At 67.5% G+C, this 25,039-nt stretch carries 19 protein-coding genes and 1 pseudogene; 8 read left to right on the top strand and 12 right to left on the bottom strand.

What is annotated here, in order from left to right; all coding sequences use genetic code 11:
* Positions 1 to 4: 4 nt before the first annotated feature.
* From HUG10_RS13095 to cheB, 6 genes are all read right to left on the bottom strand, one after another.
* A complete protein-coding gene (locus tag HUG10_RS13095) occupies positions 5 to 1,429 on the bottom strand; it encodes a carotenoid oxygenase family protein (protein ID WP_179170000.1) in 1,425 nt (474 codons plus the stop codon).
* 134 nt (positions 1,430 to 1,563) lie between these two features.
* Complete coding sequence (locus tag HUG10_RS13090) at positions 1,564 to 2,439, bottom strand: CheF family chemotaxis protein (RefSeq protein ID WP_179169999.1); 876 nt, start codon at positions 2,437 to 2,439, stop codon at positions 1,564 to 1,566.
* The gene (locus HUG10_RS13085; protein ID WP_179169998.1) at positions 2,436 to 3,662 is read right to left on the bottom strand and encodes a HEAT repeat domain-containing protein; all 1,227 of its coding nucleotides are present in this window, start codon (positions 3,660 to 3,662) and stop codon (positions 2,436 to 2,438) included. Before HUG10_RS13085 ends, HUG10_RS13090 begins: the two co-directional genes overlap by 4 nt.
* A complete protein-coding gene (locus HUG10_RS13080; protein ID WP_179169997.1) occupies positions 3,662 to 4,477 on the bottom strand; it encodes a CheR family methyltransferase in 816 nt (271 codons plus the stop codon). The genes HUG10_RS13085 and HUG10_RS13080 overlap by 1 nt, the downstream gene beginning before the upstream one ends.
* Positions 4,474 to 6,615 carry a chemotaxis protein CheA gene (locus HUG10_RS13075; protein ID WP_179169996.1) on the bottom strand — a complete coding sequence of 714 codons (2,142 nt, stop codon included), beginning with the start codon at positions 6,613 to 6,615 and terminating at the stop codon, positions 4,474 to 4,476. The genes HUG10_RS13080 and HUG10_RS13075 overlap by 4 nt, the downstream gene beginning before the upstream one ends.
* Positions 6,615 to 7,634 (bottom strand): chemotaxis-specific protein-glutamate methyltransferase CheB, encoded by a 1,020-nt coding sequence (gene cheB, locus HUG10_RS13070; protein ID WP_218780703.1) that lies wholly within the window; start codon positions 7,632 to 7,634, stop codon positions 6,615 to 6,617. Before cheB ends, HUG10_RS13075 begins: the two co-directional genes overlap by 1 nt.
* Before the next feature lie 188 nt (positions 7,635 to 7,822).
* Between cheB and HUG10_RS13065 the strand changes: the two genes are divergently transcribed.
* From HUG10_RS13065 to HUG10_RS13050, 4 genes are all read left to right on the top strand, one after another.
* Entirely contained in the window at positions 7,823 to 8,275 is a 453-nt protein-coding gene (locus HUG10_RS13065; RefSeq protein WP_179169994.1) for a chemotaxis protein CheW, read from the top strand.
* Positions 8,276 to 8,549: 274 nt separating this feature from the next.
* Positions 8,550 to 9,245, top strand: a complete 696-nt coding sequence (locus HUG10_RS13060) for an RAD55 family ATPase (RefSeq protein WP_179169993.1) — start codon at positions 8,550 to 8,552, stop codon at positions 9,243 to 9,245.
* Positions 9,245 to 9,691, top strand: coding sequence for a hypothetical protein (locus tag HUG10_RS13055; RefSeq protein ID WP_179169992.1), 447 nt, complete (start codon positions 9,245 to 9,247; stop codon positions 9,689 to 9,691). The genes HUG10_RS13060 and HUG10_RS13055 overlap by 1 nt, the downstream gene beginning before the upstream one ends.
* Before the next feature lie 74 nt (positions 9,692 to 9,765).
* Positions 9,766 to 10,392 carry an RAD55 family ATPase gene (locus HUG10_RS13050; RefSeq protein WP_179169991.1) on the top strand — a complete coding sequence of 209 codons (627 nt, stop codon included), beginning with the start codon at positions 9,766 to 9,768 and terminating at the stop codon, positions 10,390 to 10,392.
* Between the two features lie 163 nt (positions 10,393 to 10,555).
* On the opposite strand, the pseudogene HUG10_RS13045 reads toward HUG10_RS13050, so the two are convergent.
* The 3 genes and pseudogenes from HUG10_RS13045 to HUG10_RS13040 form a co-directional block, all read right to left on the bottom strand.
* A pseudogene (locus tag HUG10_RS13045) lies at positions 10,556 to 11,344 on the bottom strand (HpcH/HpaI aldolase family protein).
* Positions 11,341 to 11,472 (bottom strand): hypothetical protein, encoded by a 132-nt coding sequence (locus tag HUG10_RS22035; protein WP_281375650.1) that lies wholly within the window; start codon positions 11,470 to 11,472, stop codon positions 11,341 to 11,343. The pseudogene HUG10_RS13045 and the gene HUG10_RS22035 overlap by 4 nt, the downstream one beginning before the upstream one ends.
* Entirely contained in the window at positions 11,472 to 12,461 is a 990-nt protein-coding gene (locus tag HUG10_RS13040) for an alpha/beta hydrolase (RefSeq protein ID WP_179169990.1), read from the bottom strand. Before HUG10_RS13040 ends, HUG10_RS22035 begins: the two co-directional genes overlap by 1 nt.
* A gap of 296 nt (positions 12,462 to 12,757) precedes the next feature.
* Here HUG10_RS13040 and HUG10_RS13035 point away from each other — a divergent pair, with 296 nt between their 5' ends.
* From HUG10_RS13035 to HUG10_RS13025, 3 genes are all read left to right on the top strand, one after another.
* Positions 12,758 to 13,096: a DUF5783 family protein gene (locus HUG10_RS13035; protein ID WP_179169989.1), complete on the top strand. Its 339-nt coding sequence runs from the start codon at positions 12,758 to 12,760 to the stop codon at positions 13,094 to 13,096.
* 70 nt (positions 13,097 to 13,166) lie between these two features.
* The gene (locus tag HUG10_RS13030; protein WP_179169988.1) at positions 13,167 to 13,553 is read left to right on the top strand and encodes a NifU family protein; all 387 of its coding nucleotides are present in this window, start codon (positions 13,167 to 13,169) and stop codon (positions 13,551 to 13,553) included.
* A 316-nt stretch (positions 13,554 to 13,869) separates the two neighbouring features.
* Positions 13,870 to 15,426, top strand: coding sequence for a sulfatase (locus tag HUG10_RS13025; RefSeq protein WP_179169987.1), 1,557 nt, complete (start codon positions 13,870 to 13,872; stop codon positions 15,424 to 15,426).
* 166 nt (positions 15,427 to 15,592) lie between these two features.
* Here HUG10_RS13025 and HUG10_RS13020 read toward each other — a convergent pair whose 3' ends face one another.
* Positions 15,593 to 16,504 carry a ketopantoate reductase family protein gene (locus HUG10_RS13020; protein WP_179169986.1) on the bottom strand — a complete coding sequence of 304 codons (912 nt, stop codon included), beginning with the start codon at positions 16,502 to 16,504 and terminating at the stop codon, positions 15,593 to 15,595.
* Positions 16,505 to 16,942: 438 nt separating this feature from the next.
* A complete protein-coding gene (locus tag HUG10_RS21680) occupies positions 16,943 to 18,430 on the bottom strand; it encodes a hypothetical protein (RefSeq protein ID WP_394354965.1) in 1,488 nt (495 codons plus the stop codon).
* 1,077 nt (positions 18,431 to 19,507) lie between these two features.
* Here HUG10_RS21680 and HUG10_RS13010 point away from each other — a divergent pair.
* The gene (locus HUG10_RS13010; RefSeq protein WP_179169985.1) at positions 19,508 to 21,229 is read left to right on the top strand and encodes a DUF4013 domain-containing protein; all 1,722 of its coding nucleotides are present in this window, start codon (positions 19,508 to 19,510) and stop codon (positions 21,227 to 21,229) included.
* A 260-nt stretch (positions 21,230 to 21,489) separates the two neighbouring features.
* On the opposite strand, the gene HUG10_RS13005 is transcribed toward HUG10_RS13010, so the two are convergent.
* Positions 21,490 to 25,023 carry a DNA polymerase II large subunit gene (locus tag HUG10_RS13005; protein WP_179169984.1) on the bottom strand — a complete coding sequence of 1,178 codons (3,534 nt, stop codon included), beginning with the start codon at positions 25,021 to 25,023 and terminating at the stop codon, positions 21,490 to 21,492.
* Between the last annotated feature and the right edge of the window lie 16 nt (positions 25,024 to 25,039).

The following is a 25,039-nucleotide window of genomic DNA, read 5'->3' as shown; positions in this document are numbered from 1 at the left end:
GGGATCACGGTTCCGCGAAGAACCGGCCGTGGAAGCCGAACGGCTCCACGTGCGGGAGGACCGCCCGTGCCCGGAGGTCGAGCGTCGCGGCGTCGAAGACGAGGAGGAGCGTCCGCTCGCGGTCGGTGTCGAGCGCCGTCGCCACCACCACGCCGTCGTCCTCGTCGGTCCCACCCGGTCGCCGTACGGGAATCGGTTCCTCCACGAACACCGACCGCTCCCACCACTCGCGTGTCGTTCCGGCCTCGCAGTCGAGTTTCACGAGGCCGGTCGCGCCGTCGCGGTCCGTCCCCTGACCGTATGCGTAGCGATGCCGGCGGCCGACGACACGACGTGGGACGCGCGGCATCTCCATCGCCGTCGGATGGAGTCGAGCGCGATCGGCGATGCCGCGTCGCGTGTCGATTCGGTACCGTACAGGGTACCCGTCCGGAACGTCCGGGAACCCCGACTCGGTATCGGACCCGTCGCCGTCGAGATCGTCCAGCCGCATCGCGTCTACGACGTCCGCGTTCGGGTACTCGACAAGGTCCAGTACCACCGCGTCGCCGTCGGCGTAGGCGTTGATGTGGTGGAACACGAACGCGGGCGGGAGCGTCGGGTCGGCCACCAGGTCGCCGGCCTCCCGATCGACGACCAGCACGCGCGTCCCCCGCTCGGGTCGCCAGTCGAACGCGTCGAGGACACCCTCGGAGAACGGGCTGAGCGCCCGCAGCACGGAGATCACCAGCGGCGTCTCGACGACGACGACGTGGTCGGCAGTGACGCTGCAGTCGTGGACGTACGCCGGCCCGTCGGCGTCGATCGACGCGATCATCTCCCGCGACCTGCTCCCCTCGGGAACCCGGTAGAGGTGGTACCGAGGCCGGCGCCCGAACTGGGTCGCGAACCCCACCCACTCCCCTCGGTGGGGGTCGTCGACGAGGTGCGCGGTCGCGACGTGTTCGGTCAGTTCGTCCTCGAACGTGAACTCCCCGCGCGTTCCGAGCGTCCGCGGATCGAAGGCGACGCGGCGCGGGGCTTCGGTGAGCGCGATGTACTCGCCGTCGAGACGGGCGACGTGGACGTTCGCGTTGTCCGTGCTGTCCGGCGGCCCGAGCGACCGGAGCCACGAGAGGACCTTCCGCCAGCCGCGCGCGTCGGTGGCGAACTGCCCGGTCAGCGACCCGCGCAACGCGTCCTCGTACGCGTTCGTCCGGAGGAACCTGTTCGAGTAGGTGACCTCGCCGTCGTCGAAGGCGTAGCGACGGAGCATCGCCAACCCGTCGAACCAGTGGGTGAGGCGTTCGGACCCGACGTCGAAGCGACCGGGTCCGTTGCGAACGAGCGTCCCCGAGAGCCACTCGGGGATCGACCCCTCCACCGGCGGGCGGTGGTCGGCGACCTCGCTCGTCAACGAGCGGAACCCCGGACCGTAGGACGCCGACATGCCCGGTTTTCGTCGTCTCGCTCCATCAAGGTGTTGCCCTCGACACCGTCGATATGAAAGAGGCCGTGGCTGTCGAGGTTAGGTTTAGTCAGCGACCACGGAACCGAACCCGAAATCGGAAACGGCCCCGGGAGTCACTGCTCGTTCATCGCCTCGCTGGCGATGTTCCGGCCGCGCGGCATCAGGTTCACCTCACGCCGCGTCCGCACCTCCTCCAACACGTCGAGTTCGACGAGGCGCTCGAACGTCTCCTCGACGCGGTCGACGTCCATGCCGAGGAAGTTCGGCACCTCGAACGACGACACGCCGGAGTAGAGCGCCATCAGCACCTCGCGCTCGGACTCGCTCAGGTCGATCGAGCCCTGGGTCTGCTCCTGGCGCTGCTTGAGGTACGACTTGATGACGGCGACGTGCCACGGCTCGCCCGAGAGGTATGTCTGGACGCTGGTTCCGTCGTCGTCGGTGTGCTCGGCCTCGATGACGGTCCGCTTCTCGTCGAAGACGGTGCGTTCCGCCTCCTCCAGCGTGCCGATGTCGTCGAGTTCGAGCCGGACGAACGCCCCGCTCTGCTGGGCGATGCTGATGCCGTCTGCCTCCACCTTCACGCGGGCTTGCTCCCACTCGGTGTCCTGGACCACGCCGCCCGCGACGGCCGGGTGCCGCGCGTAGATGACCCGCCGGTCGAGGAACGCGCGGTAGAGGTTCGTGCGGAACTCGTCGTGGTTCTCCGAGGTGAGGAGGAACACCTCCTCGCCCAGCCTGATGCTGACGTAGTTCGAGACGCGCGCGACCTCCTGGCTGGCGTCGAAGCGCCCGCCGATGCCCTCGACGGCCGAGAGCGCGATGGTGCGCTTGCCCTCGTTCGTGACCAGGACGATGCGCTTGTTCGAGAGGATGATGCGCCCGTTCGTCCAGGACACGTCGTTCAGCTTCCGGCCGCCGCGCACCGCCTGCGCGAATCGGCCGCGCGTGTCCGCGACCTTGTACTCCTCGCCGTTCTGCTCGTTCATGCTCTCACACCTCCGAGCTTGGAGAGGGCGGCGAACGCCCGTTTCCTGATCTGTTTGTCGACGCCGTCGAGGTCGGTGATCCGGTCGAGCTCCTCGCGGGCCCGCGAGCCGCCAACGTCGCCGAGCGCGAAGGCCGCCTTCGCGCGGGCCTCGACGGACGCGTCGTCGTCGCGCAGCAGTTCGATGAGCGTCGACTCGACGTTGAGACCCTCCAGTTCGGCGATGCTCGTCGCGGCGAACTGGGCGGTCATCTTGTCCTCGTCCGAGAGCGCCTCGACGAGCGCGTCGATCACCACCTGGGGCGGCTGTTCGCTCGTGACGCGCCCGAGGAACCAGACCGCGTTGCGACGCTGGCGGACCTGGGACGCCTCCTCCAGGATCTCCACCAGCGGCCCGAGCACCGTCTCGTCGTCGGCCTCGCGCAGTTCCGAGACGACCGCCTCGCGCACCTGGTGGGACTGCTTCGTCGGCGCGTTCGCCAGCAGTTCGATGATGGAGAACACCGCCGCGCGGCGGACCGTGTCGTGCTCGTCGCCGAGCGCCGCCGCGAGCCGCGGAACCGGTTTCGCGCTGGTGGCGTTGCCGAGCGCGCTCGCCGCGACCCGGCGGATGGAGGGGTTCTCGTCCTCCAGCAGGTCGACCAGGGCCGCGAGCGCGGGTCCGGTGGCGATCGTGCCGAGCGCGTCCGCGGCGGCCGCCTTCACCGCGCCGTGGTCGTCGTCGAGTTTCGCCTCGATCCTCCCGACCGCACGCGGGTCGCCGATGCGGCCCAGCGCGTGGCAGACGCGCTCGCGGACGTGCGGGTCGGGGTCCTCGAGGCGCTTGACGAGCGGGCCGACCGCGTCGGAGTCGCCGATGCGACCCAGCGCGTTGGCCGCGGCCATCCGGAACTCGGGGATGTCCGCCGAGAGCGCCTTCGCGAACGCCCGGACCGCGGCCCAGTTCGCGCCGTTCGGGTCGACGCCGGCGGTCCTGGCGAGCAGGCGCTCGATCGCCTCGTTGCCGAGGTCGTCGAGCGCGTCGACGGCGGCCGCGCGGACCCGGTCGTCGTCGTCGTCGGTGACGAGGTGGATAAGCACGTCGACGGTCCGGTCGTCCTCGACGTCGCCGACGTCGCCGAGCATCAGGGCGGCGCGCCGTCGAACCGCGGGGCTCCCGCTCCCCTTCGCCCTGTCGCAGAGCTCCTCCATGTCGTTGTCACGGGCGAGGCGGTAGAGCGACATTATCCCGTGTAGCGGTAGATCCGGCTGCGTTTCGCCACGGGCTCGAACGAGTCGCGACAGCCCGGCGGGACGGTCTCGGTCTTCCCGACCACGAGGTAGCCGCCCTCGCGGAGCGACGCCTGCAGGGTCTCGAACAGCCCCTCCTTGAACGCGGTGTCGATGTAGATGAGGAGGTTCCTGCAGAACAGCAGGTCGACGTTCGATCGGGGTCCGTCGTCGATGAGGTCCCGCGTCTCGAAGGTGACGCGCTCCTTCACCGGATCGCGCACCCGGAAGACGTTGCCGTCCTCCTCGACGTACGGCTCGTACGCCGAGAGGGGGCCGAGCTGCTCGCCGATGTCGGTCGTCCGGGTGGTCTCGTACACGCCGGCCCGTGCGGCCGCGAGCGCCTCCTCGCTGATGTCCGACGCGGTGACGCTGAGGCGGCGCTCGTTCACCTCGGGGTCGTCCGTCGCGAGCATCACGAGCGAGTACGGCTCCCTGCCGTCGGCGCACGGGGCGCTCCACGCGTCCACCCGTCGCCGGTCGGCCGAGAGCTCCCGGAGCACCGGGCGGAGGTCCGCCCACATGTCCGGGTCCCGGAAGAAGCCGGTGACGTTGATGGTGAGCGCGTCCAGGAGCTTCCCGCGCTCGTCGTCGTCGCGGCGGAGGATTCCGAGGTACTCAGAGTGGTCCTCGGCGTCCCGTCGCTGCATCCGCGCGGCGATGCGCCTGCCGAGGTACGCCTGGTTGTAGTAGCCCGGTTCGAACGGCACCTCGTCCTCCACGTAGCGGATGACCCGGGAGAGGCCGTCGTCCCCGTCCAGCGTGCTCATCGGCGGTCCCCCAGCGTCTCCACGTCGAGGATGGACACGACGTCGCCGTCCCCGAGGACCGCCGTCCCCGAGAGGCCGGGCGTCCCCGAGAGGATGCCCTCGAGCGGCTTCACGACGACCTCCTCCTGGTGGAGCACCTCATCGCAGTGGAGCGCCACGGGCCGCTTGTCCTCGCGGATGCGCAACAGCATCCCGTCGGTGTGGTCGGCTCCGTCGGCGGCCGCGTCGGCCCCGGCGAGCTCGCCCTCCGGCAGGTCGCTCCCGCCGTCGGCGACGGCGCTCGCGGCGCCGCCACCGGCGCGTACGTCGGCGAACACCTCGCCGAGGCGGACCACCGGGTAGATGTCGTCGTCGTGGCGCACGACCTCGTCGCCGTGGGCGACGTCGACGCCGGTCGCGCGCGACACCTCCGCGATGTTCTTGATCGGAACGCCGTACTCGACGCCGTCCACCTCGATGAACATTACGCGGACGATGGCGACCGTGACGGGCAGGCGGATCTCGAAACGCGTGCCCTCGCCGGGGGTCGAGGTGAGCGAGACGGCCCCGTCGAGCTCCTTGACGGTGGTCTTCACCACGTCCATGCCGACGCCGCGGCCGCTCACGTCGGTCACCTCGTCGTTGGTGGAGAAGCCGGGGTGGAAGACGAGCTCCCGCGCCTCGTCGTCGTCCATCGCCTCGACCTCCGCGGGCGTCTTCACGCCCTTCTCGACGGCCTTCTCGCGGAGCGCGTCCGCGTCGATGCCGCCGCCGTCGTCCTCGACGACGATGGTGACGTGGTCGCGCTCGCGGTCCGCGCGGAGTTCGATGGTACCCGTCGACTCCTTCCCGGCGGCCTCGCGCTCGGCCGGGTCCTCGATGCCGTGGTCCACGGCGTTGCGGAGGATGTGGACGAGCGGGTCCCTGATCTCGGTGAGGATGGTGCGGTCGAGTTCGATGTCGCGACCGTCGATGTCGAAGTTCACCTCCTTGTCCTGGTCGCGCGCGATGTCGCGCACGAGCCGCGGGAAGGTGTCGACGACCGCGGACAGCGGGATGAGCCGCATGTCCATCACCGTGTTCTGGAGGTTCGAGCTGATCTTGTCGAGCTCGTCGAGGTTGCCCGAGTCGATGCCGGACTCCTCCATCTCCCGGCGGAGCTTGATCCGGCTCGTCACCAGCTGCTCGACGAGCCCGTACAGGTCGTCGAGCTGGTCCACGTCGACGCGGACCGACGAGATGGTGTCCGAGGAGGAGCTACTGCTCCGATCGGCGCCGCCGTCGTCCGATTCCTCGGCGGCGGTGGGGTCCTCCACGTCCGGTTCGGCAGGCGGTTCCGCGCCCGATTCTGCGTCGGTTCCGCCGTCCTCGCCGGGTGCCGGTTCGACGACGGCGATGTCGGCCGAGTCGACCTGCCCGACCGCCTCGAGTCCGGCCGCCACCTCGTCGGCGCCGGGCGCAGTCAGGTAGAGGTCGAAGCCGTCCGCGCCCGCGCCGTCCTCGAGCGATTCGCGGTCGGGGTCGGTCGCGAGGTCGCCGAACGATCCCTCGACCGCCCGCAGGAGGAATATGGCGTCGACGCCCGGCATGTCGGTCTCCGCGAGCGTCACCGCCGCGCGGTAGACGCCCTCGTCGTCGGCCGGGCCGAGGCCGTGATCGAAGTCGACGGGGCCGCCGTCCTCGCCCTCCAATTCGCCGAGCCCGCTATCGGTTTTGTCCAATTTCGCTTCCGAGTCGATTTCCGCGGTCCCGTCGTCCGAATCCGAGTCTAGAGCTCCGACGCCGTCCTCCGCTAGGGTCCTGAGCGCCTCCTCCGTGTCGCTCGGGTCGACGTTCGTGTCGCCCGTCTCGTCGATGTCGCCGAGCATGGCGTCGAGGTGGTCCACGCACTCGAACAGGAGGTCCATCAGGTCGGCGGACACGTCGATGTCGCCGTCCCGGACCTCGTCGAGCAGGTCCTCCATCGCGTGCGCCAGCCCGGAGAACTTCGAGAACCCCATCGCCGCCGCGTTCCCCTTCAGGGTGTGGGCGGTCCGGAAGATGGCGTCCATCGCCGCCGCGTCGTCGGGGTCCGACTCCAGCGCCAGCAGCGAGTTGTTCAGCTCGGTGATCCCCTCCTCGCTCTCGCGGACGAACGCCTGGATGTGTGCGTCGGACATTACGAGGCACCCCCGACGATGCCGCCGGCGACGTCGTCCAGCGGGAGCACGGTGTCGACGCGCCCCGTGGCGGCCGCCCGCTTTGGCATCCCGTAGACGACCGAGGTCGCCTCGTCCTGCGCGATGATGCGGCCGCCGGCCTCGGAGATGGCCCGCACGCCGGTCGCGCCGTCGTCGCCCATCCCCGTGAGGATGACGCCGACGAGCGGGTCGTCGATCGTCGCGGCCGCCGACTCCATCGTCACGTTGACCGACGGGCGGACGTTCTGCCCGCGGTCCTCGTCGATCAACTGGACGCGGAGTCGGCCGTCGCGGTACCGCGTGACCTTCATGTGTTCGCCCCCGCGGGCGACGAGGACCTCGCCGCGGCCGATGCGCGCGCCGTCCGTCGCCTCCGCGACGTCGAGTTCACACGCCGCGTCGAGGCGGTCGGCGAACCGACCGGTGAACGCCTCGGGCATGTGCTGGACGACGAGTACCCTGAGATCCTCCCCGCCGGGAAGCGCGGAGAGCACGCGTTCGACGGCGTCCGGGCCGCCGGTCGACGAGCCGATGACGACCGTCGTGTTCGGCTCGACGCCGCCGACCGGTCTCGTCTCGGTTGCGGTCCCGCCGTGCGTCGCCGTTGCGACCGCCGCGCCGCTCGTCCGCCCCCCGCTGATGTCGGCCTCGGCGACCGATCGAACCGTCTCGACGAGCTGTTCCTCCATCCGTGAGACGCCCATCGACACCTCGCCGCCCGGTTTGGCGAAGAAATCGACCGCGCCCGCGTCGAGCGCGGCGAACGTCTCCTCGGCGCCGTCCTCGGTGTACGCCGACAGCATGAGGGTCGGCGTCGGGTGCTCGCGCATGAGCCGTTCGACCGCCTCGATGCCGTTCATCCGCGGCATCTCCACGTCCATCGTCACCACGTCCGGGTCGACGTCCGCGACCACCGACAGCGCCTCGGCGCCGTCGGCCGCCTCGGCGACGACCTCGACCCCGCCGGACTCGAGGATGTCCGTGATGAGTCCCCGCATGAATCGCGAGTCGTCGACGACGACCGTCCGCGGCCCGCTCCTCACGGCTGCGCACCTCCGATCGGTTCCGGGGCCTGTCCTGACATGTACCGTCGTATCCGCAGGCGTTCCTTGAAGGCTCCGTCCCGAATTTCAGCGGTGATAGTTCGGGGAACACGGTTAAGTCCGGCGACGGGGCGGTTAGGGTCATGGCGAGCAGTCAACAGGCGGCCGACGGACCCGCCGCCGAGGATGGGGAGATCACGCAAGTGCTCGAGTTCGGGCTGGGCGAGGAGACGTACTGTCTCGACATCGCCTACATCGACGAGATCGTCGACGCGGGCGAACTCACGGCAATACCGAACTCGCCCCGGCACGTCGAGGGCGTGATGGACCTGCGCGGGAAAACGACGACGATCATCGACCCCAAGACGCTGCTCGGGGTCGCCGAGGACGGCGCACGCGAGCGAATCATCGTCTTCGACCCGCAGGAGACCGACGAGGGCGGCACCGTCGGTTGGGTCGTCGACGAGGTGTACCAGGTGCGCGACGTCGCCCCCGAACAGGTCGACGAGGCCACGACGGCCGGCGACGACGACGTCAGGGGCATCGTGAAGGGCGACGACCGGTTCGTCGTCTGGGTCGAACCCCGAACGCAGTAACGCGTCCCAGTTCGGACTCCCGTCCCGGGAGCCGGTCGGTCGAAGATCCCGGCTCGTTTTCGGTTCGTTCTCCGGATAGCGTCCAGCTCATCGAAACATCATTCGAGTGTGTTTCGAATGTGATTCGAATCCCACTCACGGTGGATCTCGATAGGTCATCGACGCGTGCTATCGCCCCAGTCGGCGCGGGACCGCCGGATCGGAAGGTGCCGCGGTTATCCACCGTGATACTCGGGTGGGAACCCTTATTGACGGTTCGATAAGGAGTTGACGTATGCGTGTATCGAGCGGCGTGAGCGGTTTCGACGGGGTCGTCGGCGGCGGCCTCCCCGCCGGCAGGCTCTACGTCATCTGCGGTCCCCCCGGGAGCGGAAAGACGACGTTCTCGGCGCAGTTCCTCTCCGAGGGCGTCGCCGAGGGGGACCGGTGCCTGTTCATCAGCATGCACGAGAGCCAGGCGGACCTCGTGGACGACATGAGCGGGTACGGGTTCGGCTTCGGGGACGCGCTGGATTCGGGTCAGGTGACGTTCCTCGACGCCTTCTCACCAGACGGCAAGCGCTTCTTCGGGATGCCCGGGGAACGGCGCGACTCGAACAGTATCAGCAACCGCATCACCTCGTTCGTCGACTCGCGGGACATCGACCGCGTGGTCATCGACTCGACGATGCTCCTCCGGTTCTTCCTCGACGACACCGACGACACGATGATCAGGTTCCTCTCCGCGCTCAAGCGCGTGGACGCGACCACATACCTCATCTCCGAGATGACGGACCCGTCCGCCTACGCGGACGAGCACTACCTCTCCCACGGCGTGGTGTTCTTCCACAACTACATGGAGGAGGGCGGGATGTCCCGGGGCGTCCAGGTTGTGAAGATGCGCGGGACCGACGTTGACACGGACATCCACGACCTGCGGTTCACGGACGACGGGTTGGTCGTCGACGCGGGCCGGGCGGTCACCCACTGATGTACGAGGAGCGCCTGGGAACCGACTGGGAGGACCTCTCGGAGGTGGAGGCTATCGACCGGGCGTTCGCGCTCGGCGTCGCCTCCGAGTTCGGTTACGAGAACCAGGAGGAGTTCGACCGCCTCCTGGCCGCACTCGACAGCTCGTACGATCGGAGTATCATCGACCTCGCCTACCAGGAAGGGAGACAGAAGGCACGGGTCCTCCGGGGTGACGTCCCCGACCGCGGGGACGTCTGGGACCGGCTCGTCGGCGACGATGGCGCGACACGGGACGGCGACGTGGCCGGCTCGCCCCCTGGACCGGGAGGCGAGCGGGGGCCCGCCGGAAGGCTCCCCGAGAGCCTCGACCGCGTCGGCCTCCTCGACGGGGGCGACGATCTCGGAGCGCTCCAGTACCCCCGGTTCCTCCGGAGCCGGTCCGACGACGGGGACGCGAACGAGTGATCCGCGAACCACCCGGCGGCACGGCGACGGCGGCGTGGACAAAGTTCTTGACCATCGGTCGCAACCTCATACGTATGCTGGAGGACTCCCCGCTGTCTGTCGGTGATTCGCCCGAGGGGCGGAGCCTCCTCATCGCCGGCCCCCCGATGACGGGGAAGTACGACCTCATGTTCCGCCTTCTCGGGGACGCCGTCGAGCGGGGGATCGTCATCTCGACCGGGGACGCAGCCGACGAGGTACGCGCGAGCTTCGCCGAGGTTGGGGGGCTCGATCCTGCGGAGATCGCCGTCGTCGACTGCGTCTCCAAACAGCGGGGCGTCGGGACGCCGGACAAACCCCGGGTCCGCTACGTCTCCTCGCCGAAGAACCTCACCGAGATCGGGATGAAGTTCACCGACTTCTTCGAGGAGTTCCGGGAGTACGACCCGCCGGTCGGCGTCGGCATCCACTCGCTCTCGGAGCTGCTGATGTACCTCGACCCGCAGGACGTCTACCAGTTCGTCCGCGTCCTCACCAAGCAGGCCGAGAGCGAGGGGTGGTTCACCGTCGCCGTCATCGGGTCGACGATGCACGACGAGCAGACCCTCCACACGATGTACGAGCCGTTCGACACCGTCGTCAACACCCGCGAGAACGACGGCGCGCGGGAGTTGCGCGTCCGCGACCGGTCGCAGGCCGCGACCGCCTGGACGACGTTCTGAGGGCCCATCCTCGCCGTCAGCTCGCCCGGATAGCGCGCCGTCTCCCCGTTTCGTCTCCCCTGGCTACGACGTCCAGTCTCGGATCCGGACGCCGGGAACCCGACGACGGACGCCGGCTGGCCAGCCCGTAGGTGGCTTCCGGGAGGCGGCCGGCTCGACGTGCTCACGTCGCGTCGTACTCGTCCAGCCACTCCTCGACGACGGTCTGGATCGCGAGCGTCGTCGGTCCGACGTTCAGCAGCTGATACCCGTTCCTGGCTTTCTCGTTCACGTCCGCCATGCCGAAGCCGAGCCCGCCGACGGGGACGCCCCGCTCGACGCCGGCCGATCGAATCATCTCGACGGCGTCCCGCACCTCGGGGTGGTCGAGTTCGCCCGGATGGCCGAACGCGACCGAGAGGTCGAACGGCCCGACGAAGACGAACCCGAGCCCGGGAACGTCGAGGATGGAATCGATGTTCTCGACCGCCTGCCGTGACTCGACGGTCACCCCGATCAGGAGTTCCTCGTCCTCGGTCGCCACGTAGTCGTCGTCGAGACCTCATCGGCTCGCTCTCGGAACGGCGAGCCCGCGCTCGCCGGGCCCGTCGTCGTAGCGAAAGTGGGCCGCCCGGACGATACGCCTCACCTCGTCCGCCGAATCGACGTGCGAGACGAACACGTTCCTGACGCCGGCGTCGAGCGTCTTCCGAACGAGTGCCGGCTCGTCGACCGGAAGTCGAACCAGCAGCTCCGTCTGCGCCAGTTCGCTCGCACGGAGTAGCTGCTCCATCGCCGTTCCGTCCCACGGACTGGGACCCGCGTGTTCGAAATCGATCCAGACGAAATCGAGCCCCAGTTCGCCGTACAGTTCGACGAGTGCCGGCGAGTACGTGTTCTCGGCGATCCCGAGTACGACGTCCCCGTCCTCGATTCGTTCCCGTAAGCCGGGCGGGTTGGTGGAGTGGTTCATGATCGGGGAGTATCGAGGGGGCGGTGTTGGAGGATCCCGGCCTCCCGGTCGACGACCGCCTCGAACACGTCGCCGAAGAACGACCCGAGGTCGGGGACGTCGGACACCGGGGTCACGTCCAGGGCCATCACTCGAACGCCTCCCGGACCGCCTCGCCGGCCTGCTCCTGCACGTCGTTTGCAGCCTCGACGTTCGGGAAGGGTTCGGCGAGTTCGCTCATGTTGGCGAAATCGTGGATCATCCCTTCGTAGTGGGTGTGTTCGACGGGGACGCCCGCGTCGGCGAGTGCCTCGGCGTACGCGAACTGCTCGTCCCGGAGCGGGTCGTAGCCGCAGGTGAACAGGGTCGCCGGCGGGAGTTCGGCGAGGGCCTCCTCGCGGGCGCGCAGCGGAGACGCCCGGAGGTTCGCCCCGTCGATGTCGTCCCGGAGGTAGTGGTTCCAGAACCACACCATCCCGCGCGTCGTCAGGAAGTAGCCGTCCGCGTTCTCCTCGTAGGAGGTGGTGTCGAACGAGTGGTCGGTCACCGGGTAGAACAGCACCTGGTGGTCGATCGCCGGCGCGCCCACGTCCTTCTCGGCGGCCATCCCCGCGACGACGGTCGCGAGGTTGCCGCCCGCGCTCTCGCCGGCGACGGCCAGCCCCCTGTTGGTTCCGAGTTCGTCCGCGTTGTCGGCGACCCACTTCGTCACGAGGTAGGCGTCCTCGACGGCCGCAGGGAAGGGGTGTTCCGGCGCCTTCCGGTAGTCGACGGAGACGACGAGGCACTCGCCCTCGTTCGCCAGCGCGCGGGCGACCTTGTCGTGGGTGTCGAGGTTGCCGACGACCCAGCCGCCCCCGTGGAAGTAGACGACCGCGGGGAGCGCCTGGTCCGGGTCGGGGTCGTAGATCCGTACGCGGACGTCACGAGCGTACGCCCGGATCTTCCGCTCGTCCACTTCGGCGACCGGTTCGGGATCGACCGCCGGCGTGAACAGGTCGCCGAGCAGCGTCCTGGCCTGCTCGGGCGAGAGGTGGCTGAGGTCCGGGGCGCCGACCTCGCCGAGTTCGTCCAGCAGCGCCTGCGCGTCCGAGTCGAGTTCGTCGGCACGTCGATCGTCCAGTGAGGTGCTCGCCATTGCGACTCGCTATGCGATAGCACACGCAAAGAGCGCAGTTTCCGGATAGCCAACCGTGGATGCTCCAACGCGTCGGGAGGCGACAGGTCGGAGGCCGACAGCCGACGGGAGCGTATCACGTCGAGGTCTGTGCTACCGAGATAGCGTCGAGTCGCGACAGTTTCCGTAGGCGGTGCGGCCCTCGCCGCTCGATCGGGTGACAGCACTGACGCCCCGTCACCCGATTCTCTATCGCGCCATGCGGTGTATTTCCCGGACCGCCGGGCTTACGTCGCCACCACCGAAATCAGCCGATAATGGCCGATTTCGACCCCGAGAAGTTCGACGACAAGTACGTCCACTACTTCTCGGAGCTCCAGCGCGCGTACAAGAACGCGTTCGAGACAATGAACGACCGGTACGACTCCCAGCTGATCCACGGCATCGACCAGCAGATCCTGAACGAGAGCGAGCCGTTCTACGACGCCGAGTCGGGGACCTTCCGGATCGACCTCCCCGAGAACCCGAGCGAGCGGCTCACGGCCGTCGTCGTGGACGACGAGAAGCTCGAGGCGACCCTGGAGCGGTACGTCGCGGAGATCGAGTCCGAACTGTACCGCGTGTTCGACCTCGAACCGCCGGCTGAGGGGGAGTAGCGGGACGATACTGGCCGAATCTTCGAACCGAGCACAAGGCATAAACCGACGTACTCCCAACGTTCCGTTAATGAGCACCGACTCTCAGGACGCCGACGACGACCTTCGCGAGCGGGTCACGAACTTCCTGCGGCGGAACTTCCCGCAGATCCAGATGCACGGCGGCAGCGCGGCCATCCAGCACCTCGACCGCGAGTCGGGCGAGATCCACATCGCGCTCGGCGGCGCCTGCTCGGGGTGTGGCATCTCCCCGATGACCATCCAGGCCATCAAGTCCCGCATGACCAAGGAGATCCCCGAGATCACCCAGGTCCACGCCGACACCGGCATGGGCGGCGGCGCCGACGGCGACCTCGGCGGGATGGGCCACTCGGGCGGCGGCACGTCCCCCTCGTTCCCCGGCGAGTCGAGCGACGACGGCGGCGAGTCCGACGAAGGCCCCCAGGCCCCCTTCTAACCCCGGCTATTCCTCTCACGTTTTTCGACCGATCGTGAGCCGCCGCTATCGGCCCTAAATCGCGTGGATCCGCCGGTTTTCGGCACCCTGCGCGCCGTTTTCCGCGATAGGCTAATGAGAGCGGCGAACCCGTCATAAATTCTATTTCGCGATATAAAATTTCGTTCGGAGGGTGAACTAGCCGCTCGACCGGCGGAATCCGGATCGGCTGGCCGAACGGGACGTGTGACGTGATTCGGCCGGGAACAGTCGAATCAGACGGCCAACACTCCGGAGGACCAGAAGACGTATTCGGCACGGGATGGATGCAGGGGGTATGAATCAGGAGCCGGGGAACGTCCTCTTCGTCGTCCTCGACACGGTCAGGAAGGACCGGCTCGGCCCGTACGGATACGGCCGGGATACGACGCCTGGACTCGACGCCTTCGCCGAGGAGGCGACCGTCTTCGAGCACGCGGTCGCGCCGGCGCCGTGGACGCTGCCCGTCCACGCCTCGCTGTTCACCGGAATGTACCCCCACCGGCACGGTGCGGACCAGGAGAACCCCTACCTCGAGGGGGCGACGACGCTCGCGGAGACGCTGTCCGCGGCCGGATACCGGACGGCGTGCTACTCCTCGAACGCGTGGATCACGCCCTACACCCACCTCACGGACGGCTTCGACGACCAGGACAACTTCTTCGAGGTGATGCCCGGCGACTTCCTCTCCGGGCCGCTCGCCCGGGCCTGGAAGACGATGAACGACAACGAGGCGCTCCGGTCGGTCGCGGACAAGCTCGTCTCGCTCGGCAACGTCGCCCACGAGTACCTCGCGTCCGGGGAGGGCGCGGACTCGAAGACGCCAGCCGTCATCGACCGGACGAAGTCGTTCGTGGACGACGCGGAGGCCGACGGGGACGACTGGTTCGCGTTCATCAACCTCATGGACGCCCACCTCCCCTACCACCCGCCGGCGGAGTACGTCGACGAGTACGCGCCGGGCGTCGACTCGACTGAGGTCTGCCAGAACTCGAAGGCGTACAACTCGGGCGCCCGCGACATCGACGAGGACGAGTGGACCGACATCCGGAACCTCTACGACGCCGAGATCGCCCACATCGACGACCAGCTCACGCGGCTGTTCGACTGGCTGAAGGAGACCGACCGCTGGGACGACACGGCGGTCGTCGTCTGCGCCGACCACGGCGAACTCCACGGCGAACACGACCTGTACGGCCACGAGTTCTGCCTGTACGACCCGCTGGTGAACGTCCCGCTGCTGGTGAAACACCCCGCCCTCGACGGCGGTCGACGCGAGGACACCGTCGAACTCCTCGACCTCTACCACACCGTGCTCGACACGCTGGACGTCGAGGGCGGCGAGTCGACCGCGCCGGGCGAGGAGGCCGTCCCGCTGGACGCGACCCGGTCGCTGCTCTCCGCGGACTACCGCGAGTTCGCGAACGCGACCGACCCCGACCCCGGACAGGCGGCGTCGCCCGAGGGCGAGCACGGGTTCGTCGAGTACTCCCGGCCCGTGGTGGAGTTGAAGCAGCTGGAGGAGAAGGCCTCCGCTGCCGGCATCGACCTTCCGGAGGACTCGCGGTTCTACAGCCGGATGCGCGCGGCACGGAGCACCGACGCGAAGTACGTCCGCATCGACCGCATCCCGGACGAGGCGTACCGGCTCGACGAGGACCCCGGGGAGGAGAACGACCTGGCCGGCACCGACGACGAGCGGATCGAAGCCGCCGAGGCGGCGCTCGGGGAGTTCGAGGCGGCCGCCGGCGGGGCGTGGACCGACGCCGCCGAGGGCGACGTGAGCGACGACTCGCTCGACGAGATGGACGAGGAGGCGACCGAACGCCTGCGCGACCTCGGCTACGTCGAGTAGCGCCACCGACCGCCGAATCACTGATCATCCGTTCCGTCCGCGAACTTTCGAAGTCCGTCGTATTTGAGTCAAACCGATAGACTGCAGTCCGAAACGGAGGCGTTCACGCTGATGCAGCGAACGATCCGACCCGGGGTCGAGCGTTCGACGACTCGAGGTCGAACGGTCAGTCGGCGTCCGGCGGCCGCAGGTCCCGGGCTGCCTCCCAGGTCCGCACCAGCTCGGCGAGCGTCCCGTTCGTCGGCGTCGCGACGGCGTTCGCCCGGCCCAGATCGACGACCGCGCCGTTGATGGCTTCCACCTCGGTTCTTCGGCCTGCCCGCACGTCCTGGTACATCGACGATCGATTGGCCGCCGTCTCGTCGACGACATCTCGGAGCGCCGTCACGGCGTCGTCGTCCGTGAGGTCGACTCCCTCGGCCCGGGCGACGCGGGCGGTCTCGCGGGCGGCCCGCTCGGCGGTCCTGGCTCCGGGCGGCCCCGCGAGCGCGCCGTTTTCGACCCCGGCGAGCGCCGTCACGGCGTTGATACCGGCGTTGACGGCCAGTTTCTCCCACCGGCGGCGGGCCATCGCGGGGTCGGCCTCGCAGTCGAGTTCGGCGGCGCGGAACGCGGCAGCCACCCGTTCGGCGCGGTCGCTCCCCCCGTCGTCGAGTTCGCCGACGTGGATTCGACCCAGCCCGGTGCAGCGGACGTGGCCGGGGTCGACGAGTTCCGCGCCGTAGGTCGCCGTACCGGCGAGCACGCGGTCGCCGAGTCGCTCGCGGAGCGTCCCCTCGGTGAGGCCGTTCTGGAGCGAGCAGACGAGGTCGACGTCGCCGTCGGCGAGCGCCTCGGCCGCCTCGGCGGTGTCGTACGCCTTCACCGTCACGAGCGCGAGGTCGGCGACGAGTCCCGCGGGATCGGTCGTCGCCTCCGGGTGGACGAGGGCGTCGAGTTCCCCCGAGATGCGAAGGCCGTCCTCCCGGATTCGCGCCACGTGCGGGTCGCGCCCGACCAGCGTGACCGCGTGTTTGCCGGCGAGGGCGCCGCCGACGAGGCTCCCGAGCGCGCCGGCGCCGAAGACGACGATGTCCATGTCCGGGCGAGGTGCGGGGGCGAAAAGAGCAGTTCGGTCCGGGGCGGGGTTCCGTTTCGGACTGTAGTCTTGCGGTTTTTCGATTCTCGTCGGGGACAGGTCGGTTCGGGTTCGGTACGGAAGCCCTGGGTCTCCGATTCGCGTCTCCCTCTGTCGGTTTCTCCTCGTTCCGTTCCGAGCATCCACCCGGACTCGCCGTGGACTGGCTGACCGACGGGTCTTCGGCGTTCACGTCTACACGAAGCACAGTTCCTCTCGGCTTGTTCTCGTCGTTGCTCTCACCAGGGTAGCGGCTGCCCGGATGCGTGTCCGACCCTGCGACCACACAGTCGTTTTCGAGGTCGGAATGCAGCGACGGAGTGACCTCCAGAGGCCACGGGCTACCACCACGTCACTGCCAGCGAATCGAGGAGGCGGAGGCGCTAATCGGCTGTTCGCCTATCTCAACTGGAGTACGTTTCCGTTCGAGGTGACGTGGAGATCGCGACCGACCTCGTATCCCTGACTCGTAGCGAGGTCGACGTAGCCGGAGAACCCCTTCATGTTCTGGTGTGCGGGGATGATATGCTGGGGTTGCAGCGCGTCGAGCATCTCGTAGTGACCCTCCTGTGAGAGGTGACCCGAGACGTGGACGTCGTCGTAGATGCGCGCACCCTGCATCCCGAGCAGCATCTCGGACTGGTACCGCTGGCCCTCGTTCGTCGGTTCGGGGATGACCCGGGCGCTGAAGATGACCTTGTCGCCCTGTTCGAGGTCGTACGGCGTCTCGCCGCGGCCCATCCGGGTGAGCATCGCGCGCGGTTCGCCCTGGTGGCCCGTCACGACGGGCAGGAAGTTCTCCTTGCCCTCGTTCATGATGCGCGTGAACGCCTGTTCGATGGACCGCCGGTGGCCGTACATCGCGAGATCGTCGGGGAACGACGCGGCGCCGATGCGATCGGCCGTCCCGGAGTACTTCTCCATCGACCGACCGAGGAGGATGGGTTCGCGGCCGATGTCGTTCGCGAATTCGACGAGGCTCGAGACGCGCGCGATGTGGCTCGAGAACGTGGTCGCGACGATGCCGCCATCGTAGTCCTCGAGACTCCCCATGACGTCCCGAAGCTGACTGCGGGCGACCGCCTCGCTCGGCGTTCGGCCTTTCTTGTTCGCGTTGGTACAGTCCTCGATGTAGCAGAGGACGCCGTCGCCCTCACGGCCGATCTCGCGAAACCGCTTCATGTCGATCGGGTTCGCCTCGGGGAGTTGCAGGTACGGTACCTCGCCGTCGGCACCGGGTTTGTCCCCACAGTCGACGAGAATGCGCGTCTCCGGCGTGCTGAGGACGAAACTCGCGCGCCCGACTTCGCGACAGCAGCCGAGCGTCGTCACGCGGACCCACTCGGTGTCGTGCGTCGGCTCGCGGTAGATCCGCTCGCCCACGCGCTCGAGGAACGCGCGTCGCTCGTCGCGTTCCTGCATGAGGAAGTTCCGGACGTTGTCGACCGTCGACGACTCCATCGGTGGCGTCCGGAGGACCTCCGCCGTCCAGCCGACCGCCCGCGTGATCTCCCGAAGGGTGCTTCCGCGCCGGCCGATGACGAGGCCGGGTTTCTCGGCCTCGATCAGCACCTCACCGATCGTCGGGTAGAACTGGAGGTTCGAGATGCCCGCGTCCTCGGGGATCAAGTCGAGGATCTGTGGTTCGGCGTTCTCCGGGCTCGCTTGGGTACCTGCCACCGGGCGAACGGTAATTCGCTTTCGGATGGTGCTGGCGAGCTGGCGAATCAGTCCGTCCCGCTCTGCGAACTCGCGAGGCGTCTCCGTGTAGATGACGAGCTCCGGCCCCTCGTACGTGACCCGAGAGATCGAGAGGTCGTCGGGAATTTCTGTCTCCAGTTCGGCGCGGACGGTTTCGAGGGAAGTCGAGCTATCGTTCGTACTCATGCATATGTTCGCTCGGCACTCGCGGACGGTTGGCCAACGGGAGCGGTGAATCCGTACCGCACGAATCGGCTCGGCTGGCGAGTTGCCGACGTGATTTCGATCCGACCGGGTGGCGCGAGCGGGCCGTCCTTCCCTCACCCGTCGAGAACCCGGTCCTCGACAGCGAGGGGAACGATACGTCGTGCTCTCCAGTGTGCGAACGGATGAAATCGTCAGTTGGGGATTCCCGAGTCGCGGTATAAACCTCTTTCGACAACGCATCACAGGCGACTCGGCCAGGCCGATTTCGTGAAATCCCAACGACTAAGCGACTCTGGCCAACAGTACCGACCGAGAGAACACCCGATAGTCACGAGCGTGAACCGATATCGGGTAGCGGTGCCCGATGAGGCCGTCCGGCTGAGGGCGTGTATCGCCGCCTGCGGCAGCCGGCACATCCGCCAGAGGAGCCCGTGGGCCCCACGCTGGCATACGTGGGTACAACCAACCTGGCGGTCCGTCCGGAGGGTTGCTCCACGGACGGACCTGCTTCTGCTCTCCGCCGAGGTATCGCCGTTCGGTCCCCGAATCTCCGATCCGGAATCAGACGTACCGGAGGGTCCATCTCCCCGATGTAGTAGCACGCTGCACCGCGACACGGGAGGACGTATGAACTCGGCCAGATCTTCGGAGGTCGAGTGGCTGAACGTCGACGCCGGCCCACACCCGTGACGGGAATGGGGCGTGACGCTCATCGAACTGGAAAAGGTGGACTGACCGGAGTGAGGTGGTACGGTGACTTCCCGTCCGGGCGTATCGCCGGACTTGCGATCACATGAAGTCCGCGATCCCGCTCTGCTTGTTCTTGTCGAGATCACCTTCGAAGTTGAAGTCCAACCGGTCGCTCTTTTGACGTGAACCCCGCAGTAGCCGACCAGCGAGTTGTTGGCTGGCCTTCGAGAGCGGTGCGGTCAGTGATTCGTCGTATTTAGTCGGTGATTCTGACCCTGAATGGGGTGTGGCCTACACATCAGGTGGTTATTAACCAGTTTGCACTAGGGAACAATCCTTTCCAGAAATCGAAGTTCATGGTTGTACGTGCAGATTCCAGCCGATTTCTTGCAGGCAGGCACTACCCTCCGGCAGTTCGCCTCGACTCTTGCTCAAGACGTCCGTTCGATACCGAACATCGGACCGACTCTTCTCCTCGGCGGACTGCTCTGGGGCTACGCAGTCTGGCTGGTCATACCGAGCTTCTTGGTGATGGGCTTTTTCGTCCGGATTCTCAGATACGTTCCACCCTCCGCTCCCGGAGAGGACGTCACGCCGCACCCTTCGGACACGCCCAGATTCGACCGTTGGGTCGCATTGGTATTCGACGGTGTCCGAGCTTATGTAATCTGGACTGTATACATTCTCGTCGCGTTTGCAGGGTACCTCTCCATCTTCGAGTCGGAAAGTAGCAGCGCTCTCCTCCTCGCGATCTTCAGTTCGCTACTCGGGAATGTCTCGTTTCTCCTGCAACTGTACACTGCCCTCGACATCGGGATCTCCGCACCGGGGCAGGTTACAGCCGGCGTGCTGGTCGACCCGGCCCTCCTCGGGTTACTGTTCGCCATGTATGTGGGTCCAGCCGCCCTGTTGAATTTCGCTGCCCGTGGAACACTCTCGGACGGCTTTTCGTTCTCTGACCTCAGTCCGATTCTCCGAAGCCTGACCTACGCCCGGAACTGGATCGTATTCGTCCTCACATGGTTCGTGGGGACGCTCGTTCTACTCATGCCATCACAACTGGTCGCCTCTGTCCTCGTTCCAGTCGACGTTCCCATCCTCGTCGAGGCTGTTCGAGAGTCGCTTGAACTGCTCCGGGGCTTCCTGAGCTTCGCCATCTTCCTGGTGGGATACGCCGCGCTCGGCCGCGTTTCTGTCCCGCCACGGGACAAATTCTCGCTCGGGGACCACCTCCACTCGCGGCTAGACTCTGAGGTAGTCACGTTCGTCAGTCAGAACATCCGCTCCGGGCAAACCATCCTCGTCGCCGTCCTGCTCGGCGCATTCTGGTCGGTCCCGTCCGTCGTCCTGCTGATGGGCTACGTGGCCGGACTCGTCCGCGCTAACGACTCGTCGACGAACACCACCATCCCATCGTTCGGCCCGCTGTGGGGACTCATCGCCGACGGGGTGCGAGCTATCGGGCTCTGGGTCGTGTATGGACTCCCCCCACTACTGTTCCTCTTTATCTGGAATAGTCAGAACTCGTGGCCGCACGCGGTGGTCGGTAATGTATTGACGGGAGTGCCAGCATTCGTCGTCGGATCGTGGTATCTCGCTCGTAATATCTACAACCTCTTGATCGCCGTCTGGCCGGCTTGGCTTTCGAGGACACCGATAGACCCGTTCCTCGCCCTCATCGCCTTCGCTACCCTCTCGCTCCTCGCGACGTACCTGTATCCTGCTGCGCTGGTTCTCGTCGCACGTACGCGCGACCTTCGTCGTGGATTCTCCCCACATCACCTCGCCGACGCCGCAGGAACGCTGAGGTATGCTCGCGCGTGGCTTCGAGCGATCGTGTCCCTCGCGCTCGGCACCATGTTGCTTCTGGCGTGGAACTACTGGCGAGAACGACCGGAACGCTCGGAGATTCACGATACGATGTCGATTATTCAGGTTGGCGAATTTTCGCTTATCAACGTCCCCACTGAAGTCGGTATTATGAGCAGTCTCGTCCTGCTCCTCGTCGCAACTGGGAACGTTCTTCTCCTGCTTTGGGCGTATTACGGGGTTGCAATGGCGATACCCGGGTCTCGAGATCCCGAGTGAGGCCAATCTGGGCTCCGAATTTCGCGGGAGGGGATAGTCAACCAGAGAGGGAACCCAACTGGCAGCCCGTGTACAACGTAGTCTGCGCGAATCACTACTTTAGGAGTGGCCGCTGGAGCTGGCGGTGAAATGTTGATTCTCTGTACTTACCATTCAACCTGAGGAGGGACGATACGCGAAGTAGACTTGCAAAGTATAATTAGATAGGGCGTTTTTCTGCTTGGTTTTTTGCAGGCGTAGGTCCGTCTCCTCTACTGGTTTCACATGAAATCTGCAATGGTCGAGGGCCTATTCTTGTCGTTCTCGAACACCGACTCCAGCGAACGTTCGAGGATCTCGAGGCGCTGTTTCGTGTACTCGCGGCAGTCGAACTCGTCGGCGACGCGGATGGCGGTGTCCATGTACTTGTTCACCGACCCCTGGTGGACCGTGAGCGTCATCCGTCCCCCGCACTCCCGGCAGTCGCCCGTGAGCGGCACCCGGCGGTACTTCTCCCCGCAGTCCAGGCACCGCGTCTCCTGTCGGGAGAACGCGCGGAGGTTCCCGATGAGGTCCGGCAGGAAGTGGTACTCGATGACGCGCTCGGCCACGTCGGTCTCGTCGACCGCGCGGAGCTTCCGCGCCAGCGCGAGCTGGGCGTCCATCTTGTCCATCATCGAGCCGAGCGTCTTGTACGCCGAGAGGTCCGGCCCGAGCGCGATGTCGGTGGTGTCGTGGGTGTGGTGGAACCCGCGGTACTCGTCGTCGGTGCCGAGCGTGTCGTCGCCGATCCTGATGTCCACCTCCTCCGGGTCGGCCATCTCCAGAGTCGCCTCGTAGAACTCCCGCGGGTACGTCCGGACGATGTCCATGTTGTGCGCCTCGTCGTCGATCTCGCTGGGGTCGATGCGTGAGGACATGACCAGCGGGGCGTCCATCTGCCCGCCCCGTTTGTCCGGGAGGAACTGCTTCGAGAAGTTGAGGAGCCCGTCCATCAGGAGCATCACGCAGTCCTCGTCGCCGTCACAGTTCCGACGTTTCGCGGCGTGGAAGTACGGATGCGCGTAGCCGACGGCGGCCGACGTGAACCCGATCACCCTCCCGACGACCGCCGCGCTGGTGTGGGGGGCCATCCCGAACACGAGTTCGCCGACGAGGTCGTCGCGCCCGTTCACCTCGTAGAACGGGTCCAGGTCGTAGAAGTCCGTGAGCAGCTCGTCGACGAAGTCGGCCGTCTTCATCATGTGGTCGGCGGCGCCGTCGGAGAGGACGATGTCCTGCACCTTCAGCTCGACCAGCTGCTCGTCGTGGACCAGCGGCTCGCCGTCGATGTCGGTCTCGTAGCCGAGTTCGCGGAAGTGCTCGGCGGTCACGTCGAGCTCCTCGGGCCGGACCGCGGTGACCGGGAGGTCCGTCATGTCGTACCTGACGGTGCCGTCCTTGAACGCGGTGACGCCGTGTTTCGCCCGCAGCACGCCCTTCTCCATCGGCTCCGGCGTCTTGTTCGCGGAGGTGAGCCCCTTCACGCCCTTGAGGATCTCGAAGCCGGCCTCGCGTTCGCCGAGCGCGTCCAGGGCGTCCCAGTACTCGGCGTTCAGGTCGACGCGCTGCCAGTCGACGCTCTCGACCTCGCGTTCACAGCGCGGGCACTCGACGCGCCCGGACTCGTCGGGTTCACAGACCGTCCCGCACTCCTCGCACTCGAAGTGCGGCTCAGTGTGCGTCCCGCATTCGGAACACAGGTTCTCGAACGTCTTCTCGTCGCAGTCGGGACAGATCCGCTCGCCGAGCAACACGTCGAAGACGCCGCGGCCGTGTTCGGTCCGCTCGCGGGCGGCCTCGCCGACCGAGCGCTGGCTCCCGCCGAAGTCGCGGATGGGGAACAGCGTGTGGACCGCCGGCGAGAGGTCGCGGCTCTCGGACTTCTCCGGGCGGCCCATCCGGTTCCCGATCCGGGTCGGGGCGCGCTCCCGGACGGTGAACGACGCCACCTCGTTCACCGCCTTCACGGCGTTGTCGCCGCTGGCCCACTCGCGGGCCTCGGCGGGCAGGTCGTCGTACTCCCACTCGCGTCGCAGTCCGTCGGTCACGCCGAGCTGACGGAGGAGCGGCCGGAAGTCGGGGACGCGGAGGGCGTCCGGCGTCTGGGAGTGCTCGACGAGCAGCGTCTCCAGCGCCCGCCGGACCGTGTCCGTGTTCTCCAGCGCGAGAACCCCGCCGGTGACCTCCCCTTCGGCCACCGCATCGGTGAGCACGTCGAACTCCTCGACCGAGATGTCGTGCCAGAGGTACGTGTACGTCGGGTGGAGCGGCGCGTCGAACTCCTCGACCCACGCGAGCGCCTGGTCGGCGTCGGGGTCGGCCAGATCCATCCGGGGGTCGTCCCTAAGCGCCTGGAGGTCGGCACCGGCGGCATCGAGGTCCTGCTCCCACCACTCCCGGACGTAGGAGGCCGGCGCAAGCGGGTGGTTGTTCTCGACGAACTCGCCGTAGTTCACGAGGTACTCGCCGAGATCGAGGATCTCCTCGACACCGTTGCGGATCTCGAGCGCCTCGGCCGGGTCGTCGACCCGGCGGACGTCGCCGTTCGCAAGGCGGACGGTCGGCCCCTCGATGGAGTCGACGGGGACGACCCCGTGTGCCTTCCCCGGGCGCTCGGTCTTGATCTGGGTGCCGGTCGCGAGGAAGTCGTCGACGAGGTGCATCGTCGCGGGATGGACGCCCCCGGTCGCGAAGCCGTGGTTTCGCGCCCGGCCGTAGCGCAGGCGGAACCCGCCGGGTTCCGAGGGATGGCTGAACACCGGACGGCCGGCAATCAGGTCGCGCAGGAACTTCTTCGCGGGTTCGGCGCGCTTCGGGCCGGTCGGCCCCGTGGCGTCCGACTCACCCTCGGCGAGGTCGTCGCCGTTCTCGGCCGCCGCCTCCCCGTCAGCGTCTTCCCCCTCGCCATCGCCCGCGTCCGCGTCGTCGCTCTCGTAGTACGTGCCGTCGATGAGGTCCTGGAGCCACGGCCAGTCCACCTCGTCGAGCTGGCGGGTGTAACGCTGGATCTTCGGCGCCTTCAGCGCGATCCCCTCGGCCAGGACGAGGCACATCCCGCCCCTGGCGGAGTTGGTGTCCACCCGTTCGAGGTCGCGGAAGCCGGAGACCTCCTCGTCCCCGGTCGCCTCCCCGTCGAGCATGATGGGCATGTGCTTCGCGATGAACTTCGTCTCCTCGTCCTTCGGCGTGTACTGGAGGCCGGTCTCCGTGTCGTACAGCGCCACCTCCTCGGCGTAGCGCTCGACCTCGTCGCTCCGGGCGCTGTACTCCTCGATGCCGAGCAGCGACCGGGCGTAGTCGCCCACGAGCACCGAGAGGGCCTGCGCGGTGCCGCCCGCGGACCGGATCGGGCCGGCGTAGTAGACGTTCACGAACTCCGTCCCGTCGTCGTTCTGGAGCAGTTCGACGCGGTCGATGCCCTCGATGGGCGCCGCGACGACGCCCTCGGTGAGCAGCGCGACGGCGGTCCGGACCGCTCCCTCGATCTTCCCCTCGCGCGAGTCGAAGTCGCCGACTGCGCCGTCGACGAAGTCGGTCACCAGTTCGAGGGCGGCCTCCTCGCGGGAGAACTCCTCCTCCAGTTCCCGGACGCGCTCGGCCACGCCGGGGATGCCGAGGATGTTCTCGACCCGGTCGGCCATGTCCCGCGCGACGGGGATCTCGATCTCCTCGACGGGGTCCTTCCCCTGCCCCTTCGCGGCCCCCGCGCGGTCGAACGCCTCGTCGAGGCGGTCCTCGATGCGCGCGAAGTAGCGCTCGTCGTCAGGCCTCACGGGGCGACCTCCGCGG

Source organism: Halorarum halophilum, from assembly GCF_013401515.1.
Classification (GTDB): Archaea; Halobacteriota; Halobacteria; order Halobacteriales; family Haloferacaceae; genus Halorarum; species Halorarum halophilum.
The sequence above is the reverse complement of the archived record's forward strand: the minus strand, read 5'-3'. Positions and strand labels throughout refer to the sequence as shown.